This window comes from Cerasicoccus maritimus (genome assembly GCA_031296935.1).
GTDB classification, from domain to species: Bacteria; Verrucomicrobiota; Verrucomicrobiia; order Opitutales; family Cerasicoccaceae; genus Cerasicoccus; species Cerasicoccus maritimus.
Genome location: JAVDPD010000011.1, coordinates 78,108 through 94,647, shown reverse-complemented (window position 1 = coordinate 94,647; position 16,540 = coordinate 78,108). Strand labels below are relative to the sequence as shown.

Sequence of the window (16,540 nt, the reverse complement as noted above, 5' to 3'; positions counted from 1 at the left end):
CGTCCTTTTGGCATGAGCGAAGATAAGCAGGAAGGAAGCCAATTATTTAGCGAATTTAACTCGCGGGACACTAGCAGGCGCTTGCTTGGGCGAAGATTATCGCGGCATAAAGCCGCTTGCACGGCCGCTTCGTATTAGGTTGGAGCGGCTTTTTGCCGCGATGTGCTACCCAAAAGTTTGCTTTAGATTCCATGATTTGGGTCAAAATTGGGCAAAAAAGTGCATAAAAGTATTGGTTTGAAGCCTGGATTTTGAATTTTTGATGTGTAAGATGTTGATGGATATGAGTTTATGGCTTTTTTGTGAGCAGGGGCTATTTTCGAAACCAATCGTCCAAAAAAATGAGGTGTTTTTGGCCTCCACAGCATGACCTAAAGGCCGAATGAGCGGCCCGAATCCAAGTGATGAATTTTGCGCATCGGCGGAATCGTCCGGTTCGCCTTGACCTTTGATCGGGCTCGGCAAACCTTGGCCAAACTCGACTCTGATGTATCTTAGAACCACACTCTCCATAGTGCTTGGCACCGGGCTGCTGCTCACTGGCTGCAAGCCGAAGCCCGAAGTTAGCACTTACACGATTCCCAAGGAGGAAACTGCGTCCCGCCCGACGATGGCGGGCACCGGCTCAGGCGATGCGCCGATGACGCCCCCCGCGAGCGGCGCTCCGGCAGGGCCGATGATGAGTGGCGGCGCGCCGATGGCAGGCGGTGGTTCGATGACCGCGACTCCCGGCATGGTGGCGCAGGTGAGCGGCTTTGCAACGCCGAGCTGGACTGCACCCGCGGACTGGCAGGCGAAGGATCCCGGCTCCGTGCGCAAGGGCTCGTGGGACATCGTGGGCGACGGCGGCAAGGCCGATATGTCCGTTACGGTGTTTCCCGGCGATGTGGGTGGCGACCTGCAAAACGTCAACCGCTGGCTGCGTCAACTGGGGCAACCGCCGGTCGACGCTGCGGGCCTGCAATCGATGATGATGCACCTCGACTTTGGCGGCGCGCACGGGCACGTGGTCCACTTGGAGAGCCCGGACGGGCAGGCTATTCTGGGCGCGATTCTCCCGCGCGACGGCGCCACGTGGTTCTTTAAAATGCAGGGCGACAGCGCTCTGGTCGCCAGCCAGGAACCGGGCTTCCTTAGCTTCCTGGAATCCGTCGACTTCTCCAACACCGGCAATCCCTGATGAATCCAATTTTCCGCTTTTTTAGCTCACTCACGTTGACGGTTTGGCTGCTGGCCCTGTCGATTGTCTTGGTGTTTTTCGGCACCCTCGACCAGGTTCAGTGGGGCATCAGCCACACGCAGAAGTTGTATTTTGAAAGTTGGGTGGTGATGTCGCCCGTGGTGTCGCTGATCAAGGTGTTCACCTCGCAGCAATTCGACCCCGACTTGGCGCACATCAAGTTCCCGCTGCCCGGCGGCTTCACGCTGGGTGCCTTGCTGCTGATCAACTTGACCTGCGCACATTTCCGCTACTTTAAGGCGAGCTGGAAAAAGTCCGGCATCGCGATTTTGCACCTGGGCGTGCTGCTGCTGATTATCAGCGGCTTCACCACGGCGATGCTTCAGCAGGAGAGCCAAATGACGCTCAACGAGGGTGGGGCGCCGGTCAATTTCTCCGTTGATTACAACGATCAGGAAATTGTGCTGATCGATAAGTCCGCCGCCGATACTGACACGGTTACAGCCGTGCCGTTTACCCTGGCGATGGACGAAGATTCGGTCACCTTGCCGAACGGCTTCCAGCTCAACATCCTGGCAGCCGTCGAAAACGGCGGCATGGGGATGCGTTCGAACTTGCTGACCGAGTATGAAACCTTTGCCAACGGCGTCGGCAAGCGGGGTGCGCCGCAGATGAGCGAAGCGCAGTTTCGGCAGGTATCCAACTCTGCCGCCAGCCTGCGCGACCCCAACGTCGTCATGCTCGACATGCATGGTCTGCCGCTACTCAACGCCGAAGGGCTGGCTTTGAAAGGCTTTGCGCCGATGATGGACGGGGTAGTGATCGAACACCCGCCGACGTTCAAGCAGGACGAGGCCAACATGGCCGCCGCTGCCGTGCAGGTGGTTGCACCCAACGGCGAGACGCTCGGCACGTGGCTGCTTAGCGCGGGCCTCGGTCCAGAGTTCCCCGCCCAGGGCTTTGAATACGAGGGCAAACGCTACGACCTCGCCCTGCGATTTGAGCGCACGTATTTCCCGTTTACGCTACAGTTGAAGGACTTCAAGCACGACAAATACCCGGGCACGGAAATCCCGCGCAACTTCTCCAGCGACGTCATCATCGACAACCCGGAGACCGGCGAAAATCGCCCGACGCTGATTTACATGAACAACCCGCTGCGCTACGGCGGCTACACGTTCTTCCAGGCGAGCTTTGCCAACGAGGATACGACCTCAATTCTGCAAGTCGTCAGTAACGCCACCTGGTGGCTGCCTTACCTGGCGATCACGCTGGTGGGCCTAGGCATGTGCGTGCAGTTCGGCTTGGGCTTGATGTCGTTTGCCAATCGCAAGAGCAGCGCAAAAAAGAAGCAGCCCAAGGGGATGGTGCCGCCGTTGGCGGGTGGCGTGATTGTGCCCGGGATTTTCTTGGTGATCGGTTTACTGATTTCGTTTTGGGGCTTGTTCTCGCTGCCAAAGTCCGACTTCGATGTGCAGGGCTTTGCGGAGCTACCGGTGCAGAGCGGTGGGCGCATTTTGCCGATCGATTCCGTGGCGCGTAACTCACTGCGCATCATTCGTGGTCGCCAGAATGTGCGCTTGGAAGACGGCACGAAACTCAGCGCCGCCGAGTGGCTGCTCAACTTGTCTTACAAGCCGCAGGAGGCGGACGATTACCCCGTTTTCCGTATCGTCAACGCGGAGGTATTGGGGCTCTTTGGCTGGCAGCAGGACGACCGCAAATATTTCTCATGGAATGAGCTACAGCCTCAGTTTAACCAACTCGCTGAGCTCGCGCGCCAAGTGCCGGAGCAGGAGACGCAGCGCACGCCTTTCCACAAGGCGCTGCTGAAATTGACTAATGCCCTCACGCTTTACAACTCGCTTGGCCATGCGCTCAATCCTGGTGAGGACTACGCGGTGTGGCCGGAGATTGCCGGGCCCGGCGGTGAAGCTCTGCAAAATCGCGAGCAAGGCAAGCCATTCAGCGAAGAGGCGTTGACGCCCTTCATCATGATGGCGGATTACTACATGCGCCTCGCCAATACCGCCGATCTGGGCATTACGCCGCCGCCCGAAAGCCGAGGTAACAACGACTGGCTGAACATCGGCGAAGGCATGTTCATGACGATCCAGAGCGGTAGTCTGAATCCCGTGGTCGCTGGCTACGGCGCTGCTGGTGATGCTTACCGTACGGGCGACCCGGTTGTCTTTGCCAACGCCGTGGCCGGCATTGAGCACGAGCTTTCGCAAGATGTGAATGCCGGGCGCGTGAAGTTCGAGGAGTGGTTTAACCTGATACAGCCTTTCTATTATACGATCGTGATTTACGTGCTGATCTTCGCTCTGGTTTGCGTGAGCTGGCTGAAGTGGGCGGCGCCGCTGCAAAAGTCGGCCTATTGGCTGCTGATCCTGGCGCTGGTCGTGCACACCTTCGGTCTGTTTGCCCGTATGTATATCCAGGGGCGTCCACCGGTGACGAATCTCTACTCGTCGGCGATTTTTGTTGGCTGGGTGTCGATTATCCTGGGTGTTATACAGGAGCGAATTTACCGCAATGGCGTGGGCAGCTTTGTCGCGTCGCTGATCGGCTTTGCGACGCTGATTATTGCGCACAACCTAGCCCTGACTGGCGACACGCTCGAAATGATGCGCGCGGTGCTCGATGATAACTTCTGGCTCGCGACGCACGTGGTGATCATCACGGCAGGCTATGGCGCGGTGTTCCTGGCCGGTGCGCTGGGGATCATTTACATCAAGCGCGGCTTGCTGACGCCGAGCCTCGATAAATCGACCGCCAAGACGCTTTACGGTATGAGCTACGGCATCACCTGTTTCGGGCTGTTGTTCAGCTTTGTGGGCACGATGCTGGGCGGCGTATGGGCTGACCAAAGCTGGGGCCGCTTCTGGGGCTGGGACCCGAAGGAGAACGGCGCGCTGATCATCGTCTTGTGGGGCGCGTTGATGCTCCATGCGCGTTGGGGCGGCTTGGTGCGCGAACGTGGGTTCATGGTGCTCGCGGTCGGCGGAAACATTGTCACGGCTTGGAGTTGGTTCGGGACAAACCTTTTGGGCATCGGTCTGCATTCGTATGGTTTCCTGAGCGCGGCTTTCACTTGGCTGACAATATTCTGGCTGAGCCAGGTCTTGATGATTGCCTTGGGGATGCTGCCTCTTAAGCTATGGGGAAGTAAACAGTTATGCGAAGACTCACCTCCTCCTTTGCCGCAGTCTTAATGTCTCTAATCTTATCTGGCTGCGCATCATCATCAGAATCGGAAAATTCTGATCGCACAGAAAATGTGCTCAAGATGGAACAAAAGCGTCAGGAATATCAACCACAGGCGCCCGGTAACTAGAGCGTTAATTAAACATGAAAATAGCCCTTATTAAATTCACTATTGCGATGTTCATAAGCGCTTCTCTTTTGATCGGTTGTCAATCGACTCCGCTCACTGCAAAAGAAAAAGAGGCCTACGCCAAAGATGAGGCCGTATTGAGTTACGAGAATCAACAAGAGGCTAATGAAATGGAGTTTCTAAGTGGCGACGGCGTTGATGGCGATGGTCAATTGAATCCCTGAAAATTGGCAATTACCAAAGGCTATAGGTAGACTTACTTAGTTTCCTGTTGGCAAAATAATGACTTCGGAGCCGTGGTTCACGAATTTTTGACCACAAAAGTTACAAAACGCATTTTTTTGAAAAAAAGGCTTCTCAAAGCATAAGGTTTTAAGGAACATGTCGTTTATATTATTGACGATACAAGCGTTGGGTAAAACCAACACTTCAGTCAGTAGTAGCAGTAGTAGTAGTAGTAGTAGCAGCCAGTCCCCGCCCTGTGGGCGGGGACTATCTGTGTACAAATTTCCGAAGTGCTCTTTATCTTCATGTCGACCTATTCTTGCGTTTGATGCCCCTACAGCGTCATGTTTTTTTGGCAGCGGGCTGCAACTATCTGTTATAAACGCTGTTTATAAGGTGATTATGAAAATTCTTGCTGTTGAGGACGAACGAAAGATCGCGGACTTCATTCGCAGTGGTTTAGAGGCCGAGGGCCACGTAGTAGACCTCGCGCACTCTGGCACCGAGGGGCTTAATCAAGCTCGGGCTCAGAGCTATGACGCCGTTGTGCTCGACATTATGCTGCCCGAGCAAGACGGACTTGATGTGCTGCGCAGCATGCGGCGTGAAGGGTTGAATATGCCGGTTGTTCTGGTGACCGCGCGTGGACAGGTGGAAGATCGCGTTGAGGGCCTTCAGCTCGGTGCTGACGATTATCTGGTGAAGCCATTTTACGTGGAAGAGCTAGCCGCACGTTTGCAGGCCGTGAGCCGCCGAACCTCAGGTGAGCACTTAAACCTACGGCAATATGGGGATCTCACGCTCAACCTGGCCACACGGGAAGTTCGTTGGGGTGAGCAATCCATCGAGTTGACTTCGCGGGAGTTCAATATGCTGGAGTATTTTATGCGTTCACCGGGGCGGGTCTATACGCGCCCACAAATTCTGGAACACGTGTGGCAATATCATTTCGATCCGGGCACAAACCTCGTTGATGTTTACATTAAGCGCTTGCGTCAGAAGCTGACGGATGAAGGTGCGCCACCTTGTATTGAAACTGTTCGGGGGGTTGGCTACCGTCTGGCCGCCTAGCTATGTGCTGGCTGAATTCATTTCGCTGTCGTGTGGCGCTGTGCAGCGCACTGCTGATTCTGGGCATTATTTCCGGCCTCGCATTGACGCTTCGTTTCACCATGAAGGGGCTGTTGATCGATAGCCTCGACGAGAAAATGCATTCGCAGTTGGATTTCTATTGGCCCACCCGCGATACACTGAGTAGCGACCCTTATGGAATCGGGGATTTTCACATGCCTCCGATGCCGCCACTGGAAAATGGTGCAGCTTTGGTAGCCTATGATGAAGGCGGCTTGTTGCTTATGCAGCGGGGCAACGTTGGTGCGTTGAATAGTGATCGGCTATGGGAAGCAGCGCAAGATTTGCCTCCTGCTCAGGCGGGTGGCTTCCACTATTTCAGCTATCCGAAAGGGACCAATGAATGGCGCTTGGCGGTTTCCCGCGAAAATGGCGTTACGTTTGCCTGGGTGGTGAGCCAAGCAAATGTGGTGCTGGCCCTTGCGAAGCTTGACCGCGCGTTTCTGGTTCTGTTGCCATTTGCGTTGATTACAGCGGGCATTGGTGGGTGGGAAATTGGTCGACGGACACTGCGGCCCGTTAGCGTGCTGGCTGAGCGGATGCATGAAATTGATGCCGCCGGCCTCGACAAGCGGCTTGATGAGCGTGGCGCGACGTCTGAGATCCGCGTGCTTATCCTCAATCACAACCGTATGCTTGATCGTTTAGAACGACAATTTCACCAGGCCTCGCGTTTTAGTGCTGACGCTGCTCACGAGCTCAACACGCCACTCACCGTCATGCAGAGTGAGGTGGAGGCGCATTTACGCACGGTGGAGAATTCCCCCGCGGACCTGCGTTTGTGTGAAAGCTTGTTGAGCGAGATTATGCGGCTCAAAGCGATGTCGCAAAAGCTGCTTATGCTGGCCCGCAGTGACAACGGGCAGATGCCCATTGATCGAAAGAGTATTGATTTATCGGCGCTTGTTTCGGACTTGTGGGAAGACATTCCCCTGATCAACCCAGAGCTGAGCTACACCGCACATATGGCTCCGGATGTTCAAGTATTGGCCGACGCCGATATGCTGCGCTTGCTAGTGCAGAATTTATTGGTCAACGCGGTGCGCTACAATCGCCCCGGTGGTTGGGTCCGCGTGACGTTGACGGCGAATGCAGCCGAAGCTGAGCTGACCGTTGCGAATGCTTCCTCTCCAATCCCTCCTGAGCAGGCTGAGCGTTTGTTTGACCGTTTTTACCGAGTGGACGCATCACGTACGAGCGCCTCCGGTGGCAGCGGATTGGGGCTCAGTTTGGCGCGGGAAATTGCTGATGCTCATCATGCTGAGCTGAAGCTTTGTCGTAACGACGGCGGCGTGGCGGCTTTTCGCCTCAAGCTGGCTTGCGACAGTGGGCAGGCCGAAGCAAGGGTGCGTCCGGCGAGTCGCATTTTGGTGGGGTAACTCGCAGCGAAGGTTTGCAAGCCGAGGCGTGGGCGCCCATGTTTTCGGTTCATGCCACGTTCCGAACAAACCTCGCTCTTTCAGAGCTCGTCCTCGCAGAAGTCTGGAGATGAGCCTATCGAGCCAGCCTCTGCGAAGGCGCATCAGCCGTTGGCCGTGCGCATGCGCCCGCGCAACTTGGGTGAGGTTATTGGGCAGGAACATTTATTAGGCGAAGGTTGCCTGCTGCCGCGCTTGATCAAGGCGGATTCGTTTGGCAGCCTGCTGTTTTACGGCCCCCCGGGCTGTGGTAAGACGACGATGGCGGAAGTCATTGCCGAAGAGACGGGTAGCCACTGTGTGCGGCTGAACGCCGTGTTATCCAATGTGGCCGAGCTCCGTGATGTGCTCCGCGTGGCGCGTTATCAGCCAGATAGGCGGACTATCTTGTTTATCGACGAAATCCACCGCTTCAATAAGGCGCAGCAGGATTTGCTCTTGCCTGATGTGGAGGCGGGGCACGTGCGTTTGATTGGCGCCACGACGCATAATCCCGGCTTTTACGTGATCCCGCCGCTGCTTTCGCGGAGTCATTTGTTCCGGCTCGAGCCGTTGCCTGAAGGCTCCGTGGTGCAGGTGCTGCGTCGGGCGCTGGAAGACGCGGAACGCGGTTTGGGCAAGTCGCATTGTACAGCGCAGGACGAGATCCTCCTCGGCTTGGCGCATTTGTGCGACGGCGATACGCGCCGCGCATTGAACGCCCTGGAGACCCTGGTGCTTAGCCACCCTATGGGCAGTGAGCTGACGACGGACGATTTATCCGTCTTCGCCCGTGAGCGGCAAATTCGTTACGACAACAACGAGGACGAGCACTACGATACGATTTCGGCCTACATCAAAAGCATGCGTGGGGGCGATCCAGATGCGGCGCTTTACTGGTTGGCCAAGATGCTGGCCGGAGGCGAAGACCCGCGGTTCATTGCGCGTCGTTTAGTGATTTTGGCCAGTGAGGATGTTGGCATGGCGGATTCCCGGGCGCTTCCGCTGGCGGTCGCGGCGTTTCAGGCATGTGAATTTATTGGCATGCCTGAGTGTGAGCTGAACTTGGCGCATGTGACGGTGTTTATGGCCTGTGCGCCTAAGAGTAATTCGACCACAATGGCGATCAGCGCGGCAAAGCAGGCGATCCACCAGGGTCCCTTGCAGGCAGTGCCGATGTGGCTGCGTGACGCTCATACCAAGCTCAATAAAAAACTAGGACAGGGGGCAGGCTACCGCTACAGCCATGAGTACCCGGAGGCGGTGTCAGGGCAGGACTACATGATCGACCCGCAGACTTTTTACGAGCCGAAGCAAGCCGGCGCCGAGGTGGCCATTGGTGAGCGCTTGAGTAAGTGGCGCGCGATGAAGGCTGAGATACAACGTGCCGAAGGCGATCAGGGGTAGGTGGTGCGCATCTGGGCTATAGACCGGAGGGGGGAACTTGTCGCTTGAGGATTAGCCTGAGTGTTGCTAGATATTTGCTTATGAAATTAACCGCCAACATTCGATTCGGATTCTCCCTGTTGTTCATTTTGGCCGCTGCCGCCCTTGAGGGGCAGGTCGTCGAAGGGGAAAAATTAGAGCCTGAACTCGGGCTCTATGTTGATATCGACGCGAAAGAATGGGGCGCTGCGAAGCTCAATCTGCGCATTGTTAACAACAATTTTCAGGCTTATTTTTTAGATGAAAACGATCTGTTAGTCGCACCGCCGATCGATAAGATGATTGTGCATTATTCTAATTTTATCAAAAAATCCCAAGCTAAGCTGACGATTATGCTTGAGCCTGCTGGCATGATGATGACCTCCAAGCGGGTGATACCGCCACCTTATCGCTATCAAGTGCGCATCTTCCTTAAGAAGACAGTGAACCCGGATGACTATTACGAAGAAAGCTACGAGGAGAAAGAATTTATCGGAATGCACACGCTTAACCAATTGGGTGGTGACATGTTGGAAAAGACCACGACCGAGCCGACCAGCGTTGCTCCGCCAGCAGAAGAAGGAGCCGCCGAGAAGGAATAACGTGCAGCAATTCGAATAAGATGGCAGAACCAAAAGCTCAAAACTGGGGCACCTGGTTTCGTTCTTGGGCAATCATTGCACTGGGTGTCCTCGTGGCGGCTTGGACGAACGACGGCATTAGTTTTCACAGTAATGCGGCTCTCGTGCTGGGCGTGCTACTTATCAGCTTGCTGAATGTCTTTTTGCGGCCGCTATTGCTACTGTTTGCGCTGCCCTTCGTCGTGATGACTTTGGGTGTGGGCATCGTGTTGATCAACGGTCTCTTATTCTGGCTGGCCAGTAGTGTGGTGCCAGGTTTTGAAGTGGCTGGCTTTTGGTCAGCCGTGTGGGGCGCGGTGGTGGTTAGCATCACCAATTTCTTCGCCAATGCCTTACTTGGTGGCCCGAAACGTTTCCGAGTACAAGTAAACCGCGGCTCTGGCGGTCAGCAGAAGCCGCGGGATACTGACAAACGTGACGACGATGTAATCGACGTTTAAGCCCTTGTTGGTGGAAGGACGTTATTCGGCGTCCTTGTGAAGCAGATTCTTGGTGGTCAGTAGCTTCACAAACTTCTTCATGGCGGGAGTCAAGACGCGGCCTTTGCGGTGCACAATAGCAAGGGGACGGGTAACCTTTTTGCCGCGCAGTGGCACTGCGGCGAGTAGGCCTTGCTTCACTTCTTGCAGAACCGTGGTGGACGGAACCAACGAGACGCCGGCGTCGATTTCGACCGCGCGCTTGACGGTTTCGATGTTGTCGAACTCCATAACTGGGTCGATGTCGAGCTTGCTGTCGCGGAAGAGTTGGTCGGTGGCCTTGCGGGTGGGAATGTCCGGATCGAAGCCGATGAACTTGTAATTTTCTAGTTCCTTGAGCTCGACGCTCTTCATATTAGCCAAGGGGCTGCTTGGTGAGCAAATGGCGACGAGTTGGTCTTCCTGGAATGGAATGGTCTCAAGCTGGCGCAGCTTTTGCGGGTAGGCGACCAAACCGAAGTCCACCGCGTTATGGAGGATGTCTTCGTAAACGAGGTTGGCGCGGCGGTATTCCACGCGGACGTTGACGTCCGGGAACTCTTGTAGGAACTCCTTCACGTAAGGGGGCAGTTCGTGGAGACCAATGGAGTAGATCGTGGAAATATGAATAGTGCCACTGATGACCTTCTTCATTTCCTGTAGCTCGCTCATCAGCTTTTCATAGAGATGAAGGAGCTCCTTGGAGGATTCGTAAAGCTTGGCACCTTCGCGGGTGAGGTGGAATTGCTTTTGACTGCGGTCCACGATTAGCGCATTAAAGTGCTTTTCCATGGCGCGTAATTGCTGGCTGACAGCTGATTGGGTAATGCCATTCAATTTTGCCGCCTTTGAAAAACTCTGGCTTTCAACGAGATCAGAAAAGATTTTCAGATTTTCTATATGCATAATTAAGTCTAATATCACGAGAGCTAATCGGTTTGCAATATAAAAAATAGCAAAACTTATCGGGATTTTTAAGTGATTACCTACGAACAGTTTTTAGAAAATAATCAACGGGTGCAGGAGCGTTTTTGGGCTGCTTGCGAGGCAGCAGGACGAAAGTCCAGTGATGTCCAGATCATGCCCGTGACGAAGACGCATCCGGTGGATGCCGCTGTGTATGCCGCACAGGCAGGTTACGTCGCAGTGGGTGAGAATCGTGTGCAGGAAGCTCTGGATAAGATTGCCGATGGCAAGGCGCCGATTCGCTGGGAACTGATTGGCCATTTGCAGTCAAATAAAGCCAAGGTAGCCGCAGAGAAGTTTGACCGCGTTCAGTCCGTGGATAGTGTCAAGCTGTTGCAGAGGCTGAATGCGGCGGCGGAGTGCTGTGGCCGCCGTCTGCCCATTTTACTTCAAGTCAACGCGGGGAATGATCCGGCAAAGTATGGTTTGGCGGTAGAAGCGACTCCCGGGGTGTTGGAGCACGCACTAGAGTTAGAGTATCTGCAGGTTGACGGGTTGATGACGATTGCTCCCTTGTCTGACGATGCCGACGTGGCGGTGCGTTGCTTTATGCGCTTGCGTGAGCTGCGTGATCAGCTCGCCAGTAAGTTTGGCGTTGCTTTGCCAGAACTTTCGATGGGGATGAGTGGTGATCTGGAAGCTGCTGTTGCCTCAGGAAGCACCTTGCTGCGGGTAGGAAGTGCGTTTTTCGGCGCTCGCTAGTCTAGAACGCCAGATATCCGCCAAGGCTGTGCTTAAGAGGTTTTGTGCGGCACTTCTGACTGCATGTCGCGGTGTCGCCGAATGTGCATAAGGATTCACAGGGGGAGCAGGTTGGCTCTGGTCTTTTGTTAGTTTTTCACTCAGTGCTTTCATGTATCAAGGGTAATAATCGGTCGAAAAACCCCAGCATTAAGCAAAATTGTGCTACTGAACTTTGGGAAAACCAAAATGTCGGCGCAGCTCACGGACGAGTCGCTCCAATTCGTCTGAGCCAGCCTGAATTTGGTCTATACTCTTAGCGAGTTGGTTTTCGTCTTGGCTGCGCTTAATGATCTCACAATGTCCCCGAATAAGAAATATCTGGCCATTCATATCATGGACCATGGATCGCAGGGAGTCTTCCTCATTTTCAGAGAGGTTCATAGGGGCACAATGCGATTAATTGTGGGCAGTGCAACCTAAACTGCCTCCACTCCCATGCTATCCAGCAAATTGCTCAAATAGGGAATCAATTGCTTTTTACGGGAGACAATGCTGGGCATGTCGAAAATATTCCGGTGATTATCGACATGTGTGAAGGAAATGTTGGCGATGATATCGCTTTCGCCTGAGGTCAGTAGGAGTGAATTCTGCTGATTGATATCGGTTACGAGCAAGCAGGAGAAGTTCAAGCCATTGTTGGTTAGGTAGTTGTCGAGTGCCTTTTGGATGGCATCCTGGTGCTTCCAGAAGTTTTCGTAGCCGAGTTCTTCGATCTGCGAGACGGAATACCTGATGCCGCCCTGGTCATACTGCTTGCAGTCTGTCTCGATGACGCGGTCCGGAGTCGAGGTGAGAATGATGGAGCCAGAGTTGAAGACTAGATCGCACATTTCTTCGACGGAGACGCCGGACAGCTCCACCAGCCAAGGTAGGAGTTCGGCATCTTTGGCGGTCGAAGTTGGGCTTTGCAGGTTGAGTGTGTCCGAAATCAAGCCTGCCATCATGATGCCAGCTATTTCTGCGGATGGCGTGATTTTCGCTGCCTGGAAAAGGCTTGCGATGATGCTACTGGTGGAGCCGATGATTTCGTTGCGGAAGAAGATAGGCTGGGCGGTGGCTGGGTTGGCCAAGCGGTGGTGGTCGATGATTTCGACAATGTTCACTTCGCCAGCGCCATTAACCGCCTGGCCCAGCTCGTTGTGATCCACAAGCACGAGTCGGGTGGGGACGGGCTTGAGCAGGTCGGTTTTAGAGAACAGGCCGATGAGCTTTTTATTTTCGTCAACTACGCAGAAAATCGGTGCGCTCAAATTGGCAATCTTGCGCTTTACAGAGCTGATCTTCTCATCGGGCCCAAAGGTGGGGACCTCGCGGTCGATCATCGGCTCAAGTAAAGTCGCGGTGCGAATAATCCACGAAGTCGTGGCGGAGTCAGCCTCGCTGACGATCAGTGAGACGCCGCGGTCTTTGGCAAACTCGATTACTTCCTTGTCTACTTCAAGGCCACCCGTGATGACTACCAGGCGGGCACCACCTTGGATGGCCTTCTGTTGGATGTCGTAGCGGTCGCCGACGACGACAACGCTTTCCTTGAAGGTAACGCCTTCACTCTCGGTGAACGCGCCAAAGGAGCGGATGTCCATCGCGCCAATGCGGACGTAGAGGTCCTGCGTCATCTCGGGATCGATTACGTTGAGCACCTCGGCCTTGAGCGAGCGAATGATGTGCCCGATCGAAGTGAAGACGTGGCGCATTTTGCGCGGTTCTTTGGGCTTTGGAATGAAGAATTCGCCGAGGGAGAAAATAGAGACCTGGCCAGCGAGCACGCCGTCGGGGTTGACCACAGGCAGGGAGCGGATGTCGTGCTCGTCGATGATCTCGAGGGCTTCGGCGCAAGTGGCTTTGTCGCCAATGCGGTAGATGTCGCGGCGCATGATGTCGTGTACGCGGGGAGTGACGTCGCCAAGGAAAAGGGGGAGGGGCTGGTCAAAGCGCTTCAGGATGGCGTCAATACGGGCATTGGAGTTGCCGCAGCGTGCGGCGGTGTAGCCCTTTTCGCCAATGGCTTGCTTGTAGGCGGCGTAAGCGATGGCCGAGCAAATGGCGTCTGCATCCGGGTTCTTATGACCAATAATATACGTGGGTGTCATGGATTTATGTACTCTATCAAAGTAGCCTAGCAAGATACTCACCTAATTGTGGAACGCGAGAACTAAAGCTGGATTTGGGAGAAAATGAAAGTAATCTTTCGCTATCTTTCAAACGCGTATGCCTCATTAGCAAACAAAAAGACCGGGTCGAAACCCGGCCTTTTGAAAAATAGGTTTATGTGTTAATCAGCGCTTACTTAACGCTGTCCTGATATGTCTTGGCATTGCTGTTCTGCGCTTCTGGGATGGTGTATGCTTCACCAGAGCCATCATACTTGGCAAGTGGTTCTTCTTCGAGGTCTTCGTAGAAGGTCACGTGACCGTCGAGGAAGATGATGTGGCCGCCGTCACCCTTCCAAGGTGAGGTAGTGTCCCAAGTGCTGGCGGAGTCTTCGATACCGCGTGTGTAGAGCAATGGGGTGGTGCTGGTCGGCGCATTGCTGGAGAGGTTACAGGTAATTGCCCAACTGATCGGGCCCTCGAAGGACGTGAGGTTGTTGGTCGGCTCGCTGGAACCTTCGGCGGTGGTGATGACTGTCTTCGGAATGCTCAGGCCTGCGAGGTTGTCATCGCTGGTGATGTACCAGATGGCAGCATCATTCAGGTCTGCCTTGTCGGCAAGAATTGCCGCGAATTCTGCTGGGGTGGTTGCCGAATAGGTGGAGCTTGCGCTGTTACCGATCACGCGGGTCTTGCCGCCGCCATTGGAGAATGTGCTGTAGGCGAGACCTATTTGGCGACCATCACTGGATGCGGCAGACTTTTTTGCGGATTCCTGCACCTTACCAACGGCGGGAATCAGGATCGCGGCGAGAATGCCGATGATCGCGATAACCGTCAGAAGTTCGACGAGGGTGAAGCCTTGGCGGCTGATTGCTTTACGAGATAGTGTCATTTTCCGGTAATCGGGTTGTGGGATTAGTCGATAGCGGGTTAGACCATCGATTGATGATTTATAATCTTCAGGTTAATTATGAATATCACTTCAAGTCGGCTGAAAAGCAAATTTTCGCTGTTAATCGCGATATTTTCAGGGGCTTGGTGATGGTTGTGCTTAGTAAGGAAGCGGAAATTGGTTCGATAATTCTAGGGCGATTGCTTTAGCTTGGGCAATCTTTTCTTCACTATCGGGATCGCTGAGCACCAAATCGATGGCTTCGACGATCTTCACCATCTCGGCTTCCTTCATGCCACGGGAGGTAACAGCGGGAGCGCCGAGACGTAAACCACTGGTTTGGAACGGGCTACGCGTTTCGCCGGGCACGGTGTTGCGGTTGGTGGTGATGTTGGCTTTGTCGAGGGCGATCTGGGCAACCTTGCCGGTCAGGTCTGGGTGGCTGGGGCGAAGGTCAACGAGCATAAGGTGATTATCGGTTCCATCGCTCGTAAGTTTATAGCCCTTGTCAATTAAAGCCTTGGCCATGGCGTCGGCGTTGAGCTTGACCTGCTTGGCGTATTCCTTGAAGGCCGGCTTGGCGGCTTCCTGGAAGCAAACGGCCTTGGCGGCGATGATGTGCATCAGCGGGCCACCCTGGCCACCGGGGAATACGGCGCTGTCGATCTTCTTGGCAAATTCGGCGTTGCACATGATCAGGCCGCCGCGGGGGCCGCGGAGGGTCTTGTGCGTGGTGGTGGTGACAAAGTCTGCGATGCCGACGGGGGAGGGGTGCTCACCGGCGGCGACCAGGCCAGCGATGTGCGCGATGTCGGCCAGCAGTAGTGCGCCAACGCTCTTGGCGATCTCACCCATGCGGGCAAAGTCGATGACACGCGGGTAGGCGGAGGCGCCCACGGTGATCATCTTGGGCTTTTCCTTTTCGGCTTGTGCGGCGAGGCCATCGTAGTCGATGCGGCCATCTTCCGGGCTCACGAAGTAGTGGACGACGTCGTACAGCTTGCCGGAGAAGTTGGCCGGGTTGCCGTGGGTCAGGTGACCGCCGTCGGAGAGGTTCATGGTCAAAATCTTGTCGCCGGGCTGAAGCGTAGCCGCGTAAACAGCGAAATTGGCCTGGCTGCCGGAGTGCGGCTGCACGTTGGCGTGGTCGGCACCGAAGAGGGCCTTGGCGCGGTCGATCGCGATCTGCTCAACGACGTCGACGAACTCGCAACCGCCGTAGTAGCGCTTGCCCGGGTAGCCCTCGGCATACTTGTTGGTCAGCACGCTGCCGGCGGCCTCAATGACGGCGGGCAGGGTGAAGTTTTCCGAGGCGATCAGCTCGATGTGGCTTTGCTGGCGAGCCTTCTCCTTCTCCATTGCGGCGAAGATGTCGGGATCGAGTTGAGCGAGCGGGGTGGCGTCGATTGCGGAGGTTGCTTCGGTCATCATGATAAAAGGTGAATACGTTGAGGGATTTTGCGCGGATCGCAAAGAAAAAGAAGGGGAAGTTTCGGTGTGCTGAGTGGTGAGGAGTGGGTGGTGAGTTTTGAGAATTCAGGGGAGGGGGGGGTAAAATCAGGCTTCGGGCAAATGTGCGGGCGCAGCAAGGCATCCCGTGGGCCGGAGTGGCGTTGAGCGGGAGGCAGGCGCCCCGTTGTGTCGGGCGCACCAACGTCGATGCGGGCAACGGGCAGGCTGGCATAATTTCGCGCGGACCTTGCTGGACGATGGCTGTCATCGGCCGGATTAAAACCTGGGGGCGTCAACGGGCTGTCTGCTGTCACCAGAGCAGGCGTTGAATAAGCCCCGTTAATGGCTCAAGGGCGCGGGAAAACGAATGCAGTCGCGCGGCATCGACTGGACTAGCCGCACGCTAAGGCGGGCTCGGCAGAATGGTGGGAGTGTGTTTCATGGCGGTGTTGTGTTGGGAGTGGTGGTAGGGCGCAGTCTCTAGACAAGCCGCCAGCATCCTGCTGGACCGATAGATTTGCCATGGGCAAATACCACTCCGTTGGGCGGCTTGTCTGGAGACTGCGCCCTACCTCAGAGTCATGGATTTAGGCTTA

Annotated in this window: 14 protein-coding genes; 9 read left to right on the top strand and 5 right to left on the bottom strand. The window is 55.2% G+C overall.

Features of this window, described 5'->3' with window-relative positions:
* Positions 1-201: 201 nt before the first annotated feature.
* Positions 202-465 carry a hypothetical protein gene (locus RBB62_RS09105; protein ID WP_309398443.1) on the bottom strand — a complete coding sequence of 88 codons (264 nt, stop codon included), beginning with the start codon at positions 463-465 and terminating at the stop codon, positions 202-204.
* A 22-nt stretch (positions 466-487) separates the two neighbouring features.
* On the opposite strand from RBB62_RS09105, the gene RBB62_RS09100 reads away from it, so the two are divergent.
* From RBB62_RS09100 to RBB62_RS09065, 8 genes are all read left to right on the top strand, one after another.
* Complete coding sequence (locus RBB62_RS09100) at positions 488-1,180, top strand: hypothetical protein (protein WP_309398442.1); 693 nt, start codon at positions 488-490, stop codon at positions 1,178-1,180.
* Positions 1,180-4,398: a cytochrome c biogenesis protein gene (locus RBB62_RS09095; RefSeq protein ID WP_309398441.1), complete on the top strand. Its 3,219-nt coding sequence runs from the start codon at positions 1,180-1,182 to the stop codon at positions 4,396-4,398. Before RBB62_RS09100 ends, RBB62_RS09095 begins: the two co-directional genes overlap by 1 nt.
* Before the next feature lie 136 nt (positions 4,399-4,534).
* A complete protein-coding gene (locus RBB62_RS09090) occupies positions 4,535-4,744 on the top strand; it encodes a hypothetical protein (protein WP_309398440.1) in 210 nt (69 codons plus the stop codon).
* Positions 4,745-5,147: 403 nt separating this feature from the next.
* A complete protein-coding gene (locus RBB62_RS09085) occupies positions 5,148-5,816 on the top strand; it encodes a response regulator transcription factor (RefSeq protein WP_309398439.1) in 669 nt (222 codons plus the stop codon).
* A 32-nt stretch (positions 5,817-5,848) separates the two neighbouring features.
* Positions 5,849-7,255: an ATP-binding protein gene (locus tag RBB62_RS09080; RefSeq protein ID WP_309398438.1), complete on the top strand. Its 1,407-nt coding sequence runs from the start codon at positions 5,849-5,851 to the stop codon at positions 7,253-7,255.
* Positions 7,256-7,306: 51 nt separating this feature from the next.
* A complete protein-coding gene (locus RBB62_RS09075; RefSeq protein ID WP_309398437.1) occupies positions 7,307-8,680 on the top strand; it encodes a replication-associated recombination protein A in 1,374 nt (457 codons plus the stop codon).
* Positions 8,681-8,760: 80 nt separating this feature from the next.
* A complete protein-coding gene (locus tag RBB62_RS09070; RefSeq protein WP_309398436.1) occupies positions 8,761-9,300 on the top strand; it encodes a hypothetical protein in 540 nt (179 codons plus the stop codon).
* Positions 9,301-9,320: 20 nt separating this feature from the next.
* Complete coding sequence (locus tag RBB62_RS09065; protein ID WP_309398435.1) at positions 9,321-9,779, top strand: phage holin family protein; 459 nt, start codon at positions 9,321-9,323, stop codon at positions 9,777-9,779.
* A gap of 21 nt (positions 9,780-9,800) precedes the next feature.
* Here RBB62_RS09065 and RBB62_RS09060 read toward each other — a convergent pair whose 3' ends face one another.
* Positions 9,801-10,703, bottom strand: a complete 903-nt coding sequence (locus RBB62_RS09060; RefSeq protein ID WP_309398434.1) for a LysR family transcriptional regulator — start codon at positions 10,701-10,703, stop codon at positions 9,801-9,803.
* Positions 10,704-10,775: 72 nt separating this feature from the next.
* Here RBB62_RS09060 and RBB62_RS09055 point away from each other — a divergent pair, with 72 nt between their 5' ends.
* Positions 10,776-11,465, top strand: coding sequence for a YggS family pyridoxal phosphate-dependent enzyme (locus tag RBB62_RS09055; protein ID WP_309398433.1), 690 nt, complete (start codon positions 10,776-10,778; stop codon positions 11,463-11,465).
* A 458-nt stretch (positions 11,466-11,923) separates the two neighbouring features.
* On the opposite strand, the gene RBB62_RS09050 is transcribed toward RBB62_RS09055, so the two are convergent.
* The 3 genes from RBB62_RS09050 to glyA form a co-directional block, all read right to left on the bottom strand.
* Positions 11,924-13,597 (bottom strand): putative manganese-dependent inorganic diphosphatase, encoded by a 1,674-nt coding sequence (locus RBB62_RS09050; protein ID WP_309398432.1) that lies wholly within the window; start codon positions 13,595-13,597, stop codon positions 11,924-11,926.
* A gap of 193 nt (positions 13,598-13,790) precedes the next feature.
* Positions 13,791-14,492 (bottom strand): type II secretion system protein, encoded by a 702-nt coding sequence (locus RBB62_RS09045; protein ID WP_309398431.1) that lies wholly within the window; start codon positions 14,490-14,492, stop codon positions 13,791-13,793.
* Between the two features lie 159 nt (positions 14,493-14,651).
* Complete coding sequence (gene glyA, locus RBB62_RS09040) at positions 14,652-15,923, bottom strand: serine hydroxymethyltransferase (RefSeq protein ID WP_309398430.1); 1,272 nt, start codon at positions 15,921-15,923, stop codon at positions 14,652-14,654.
* Positions 15,924-16,540: the final 617 nt, after the last annotated feature.

Bases quoted from the DNA above. Each gene is read 5' to 3' on its own strand.
- RBB62_RS09100 (WP_309398442.1), top strand. From the start codon at position 488: ATGTATCTTAGAACCACACTCTCCATAGTGCTTGGCACCGGGCTGCTG.
- RBB62_RS09095 (WP_309398441.1), top strand. From the start codon at position 1,180: ATGAATCCAATTTTCCGCTTTTTTAGCTCACTCACGTTGACGGTTTGG.
- RBB62_RS09090 (WP_309398440.1), top strand. From the start codon at position 4,535: ATGAAAATAGCCCTTATTAAATTCACTATTGCGATGTTCATAAGCGCT.
- RBB62_RS09085 (WP_309398439.1), top strand. From the start codon at position 5,148: ATGAAAATTCTTGCTGTTGAGGACGAACGAAAGATCGCGGACTTCATT.
- RBB62_RS09075 (WP_309398437.1), top strand. From the start codon at position 7,307: ATGCCACGTTCCGAACAAACCTCGCTCTTTCAGAGCTCGTCCTCGCAG.
- RBB62_RS09070 (WP_309398436.1), top strand. From the start codon at position 8,761: ATGAAATTAACCGCCAACATTCGATTCGGATTCTCCCTGTTGTTCATT.
- RBB62_RS09065 (WP_309398435.1), top strand. From the start codon at position 9,321: ATGGCAGAACCAAAAGCTCAAAACTGGGGCACCTGGTTTCGTTCTTGG.
- RBB62_RS09060 (WP_309398434.1), bottom strand. From the start codon at position 10,703: ATGCATATAGAAAATCTGAAAATCTTTTCTGATCTCGTTGAAAGCCAG.
- RBB62_RS09050 (WP_309398432.1), bottom strand. From the start codon at position 13,597: ATGACACCCACGTATATTATTGGTCATAAGAACCCGGATGCAGACGCC.
- RBB62_RS09045 (WP_309398431.1), bottom strand. From the start codon at position 14,492: ATGACACTATCTCGTAAAGCAATCAGCCGCCAAGGCTTCACCCTCGTC.
- glyA (WP_309398430.1), bottom strand. From the start codon at position 15,923: ATGATGACCGAAGCAACCTCCGCAATCGACGCCACCCCGCTCGCTCAA.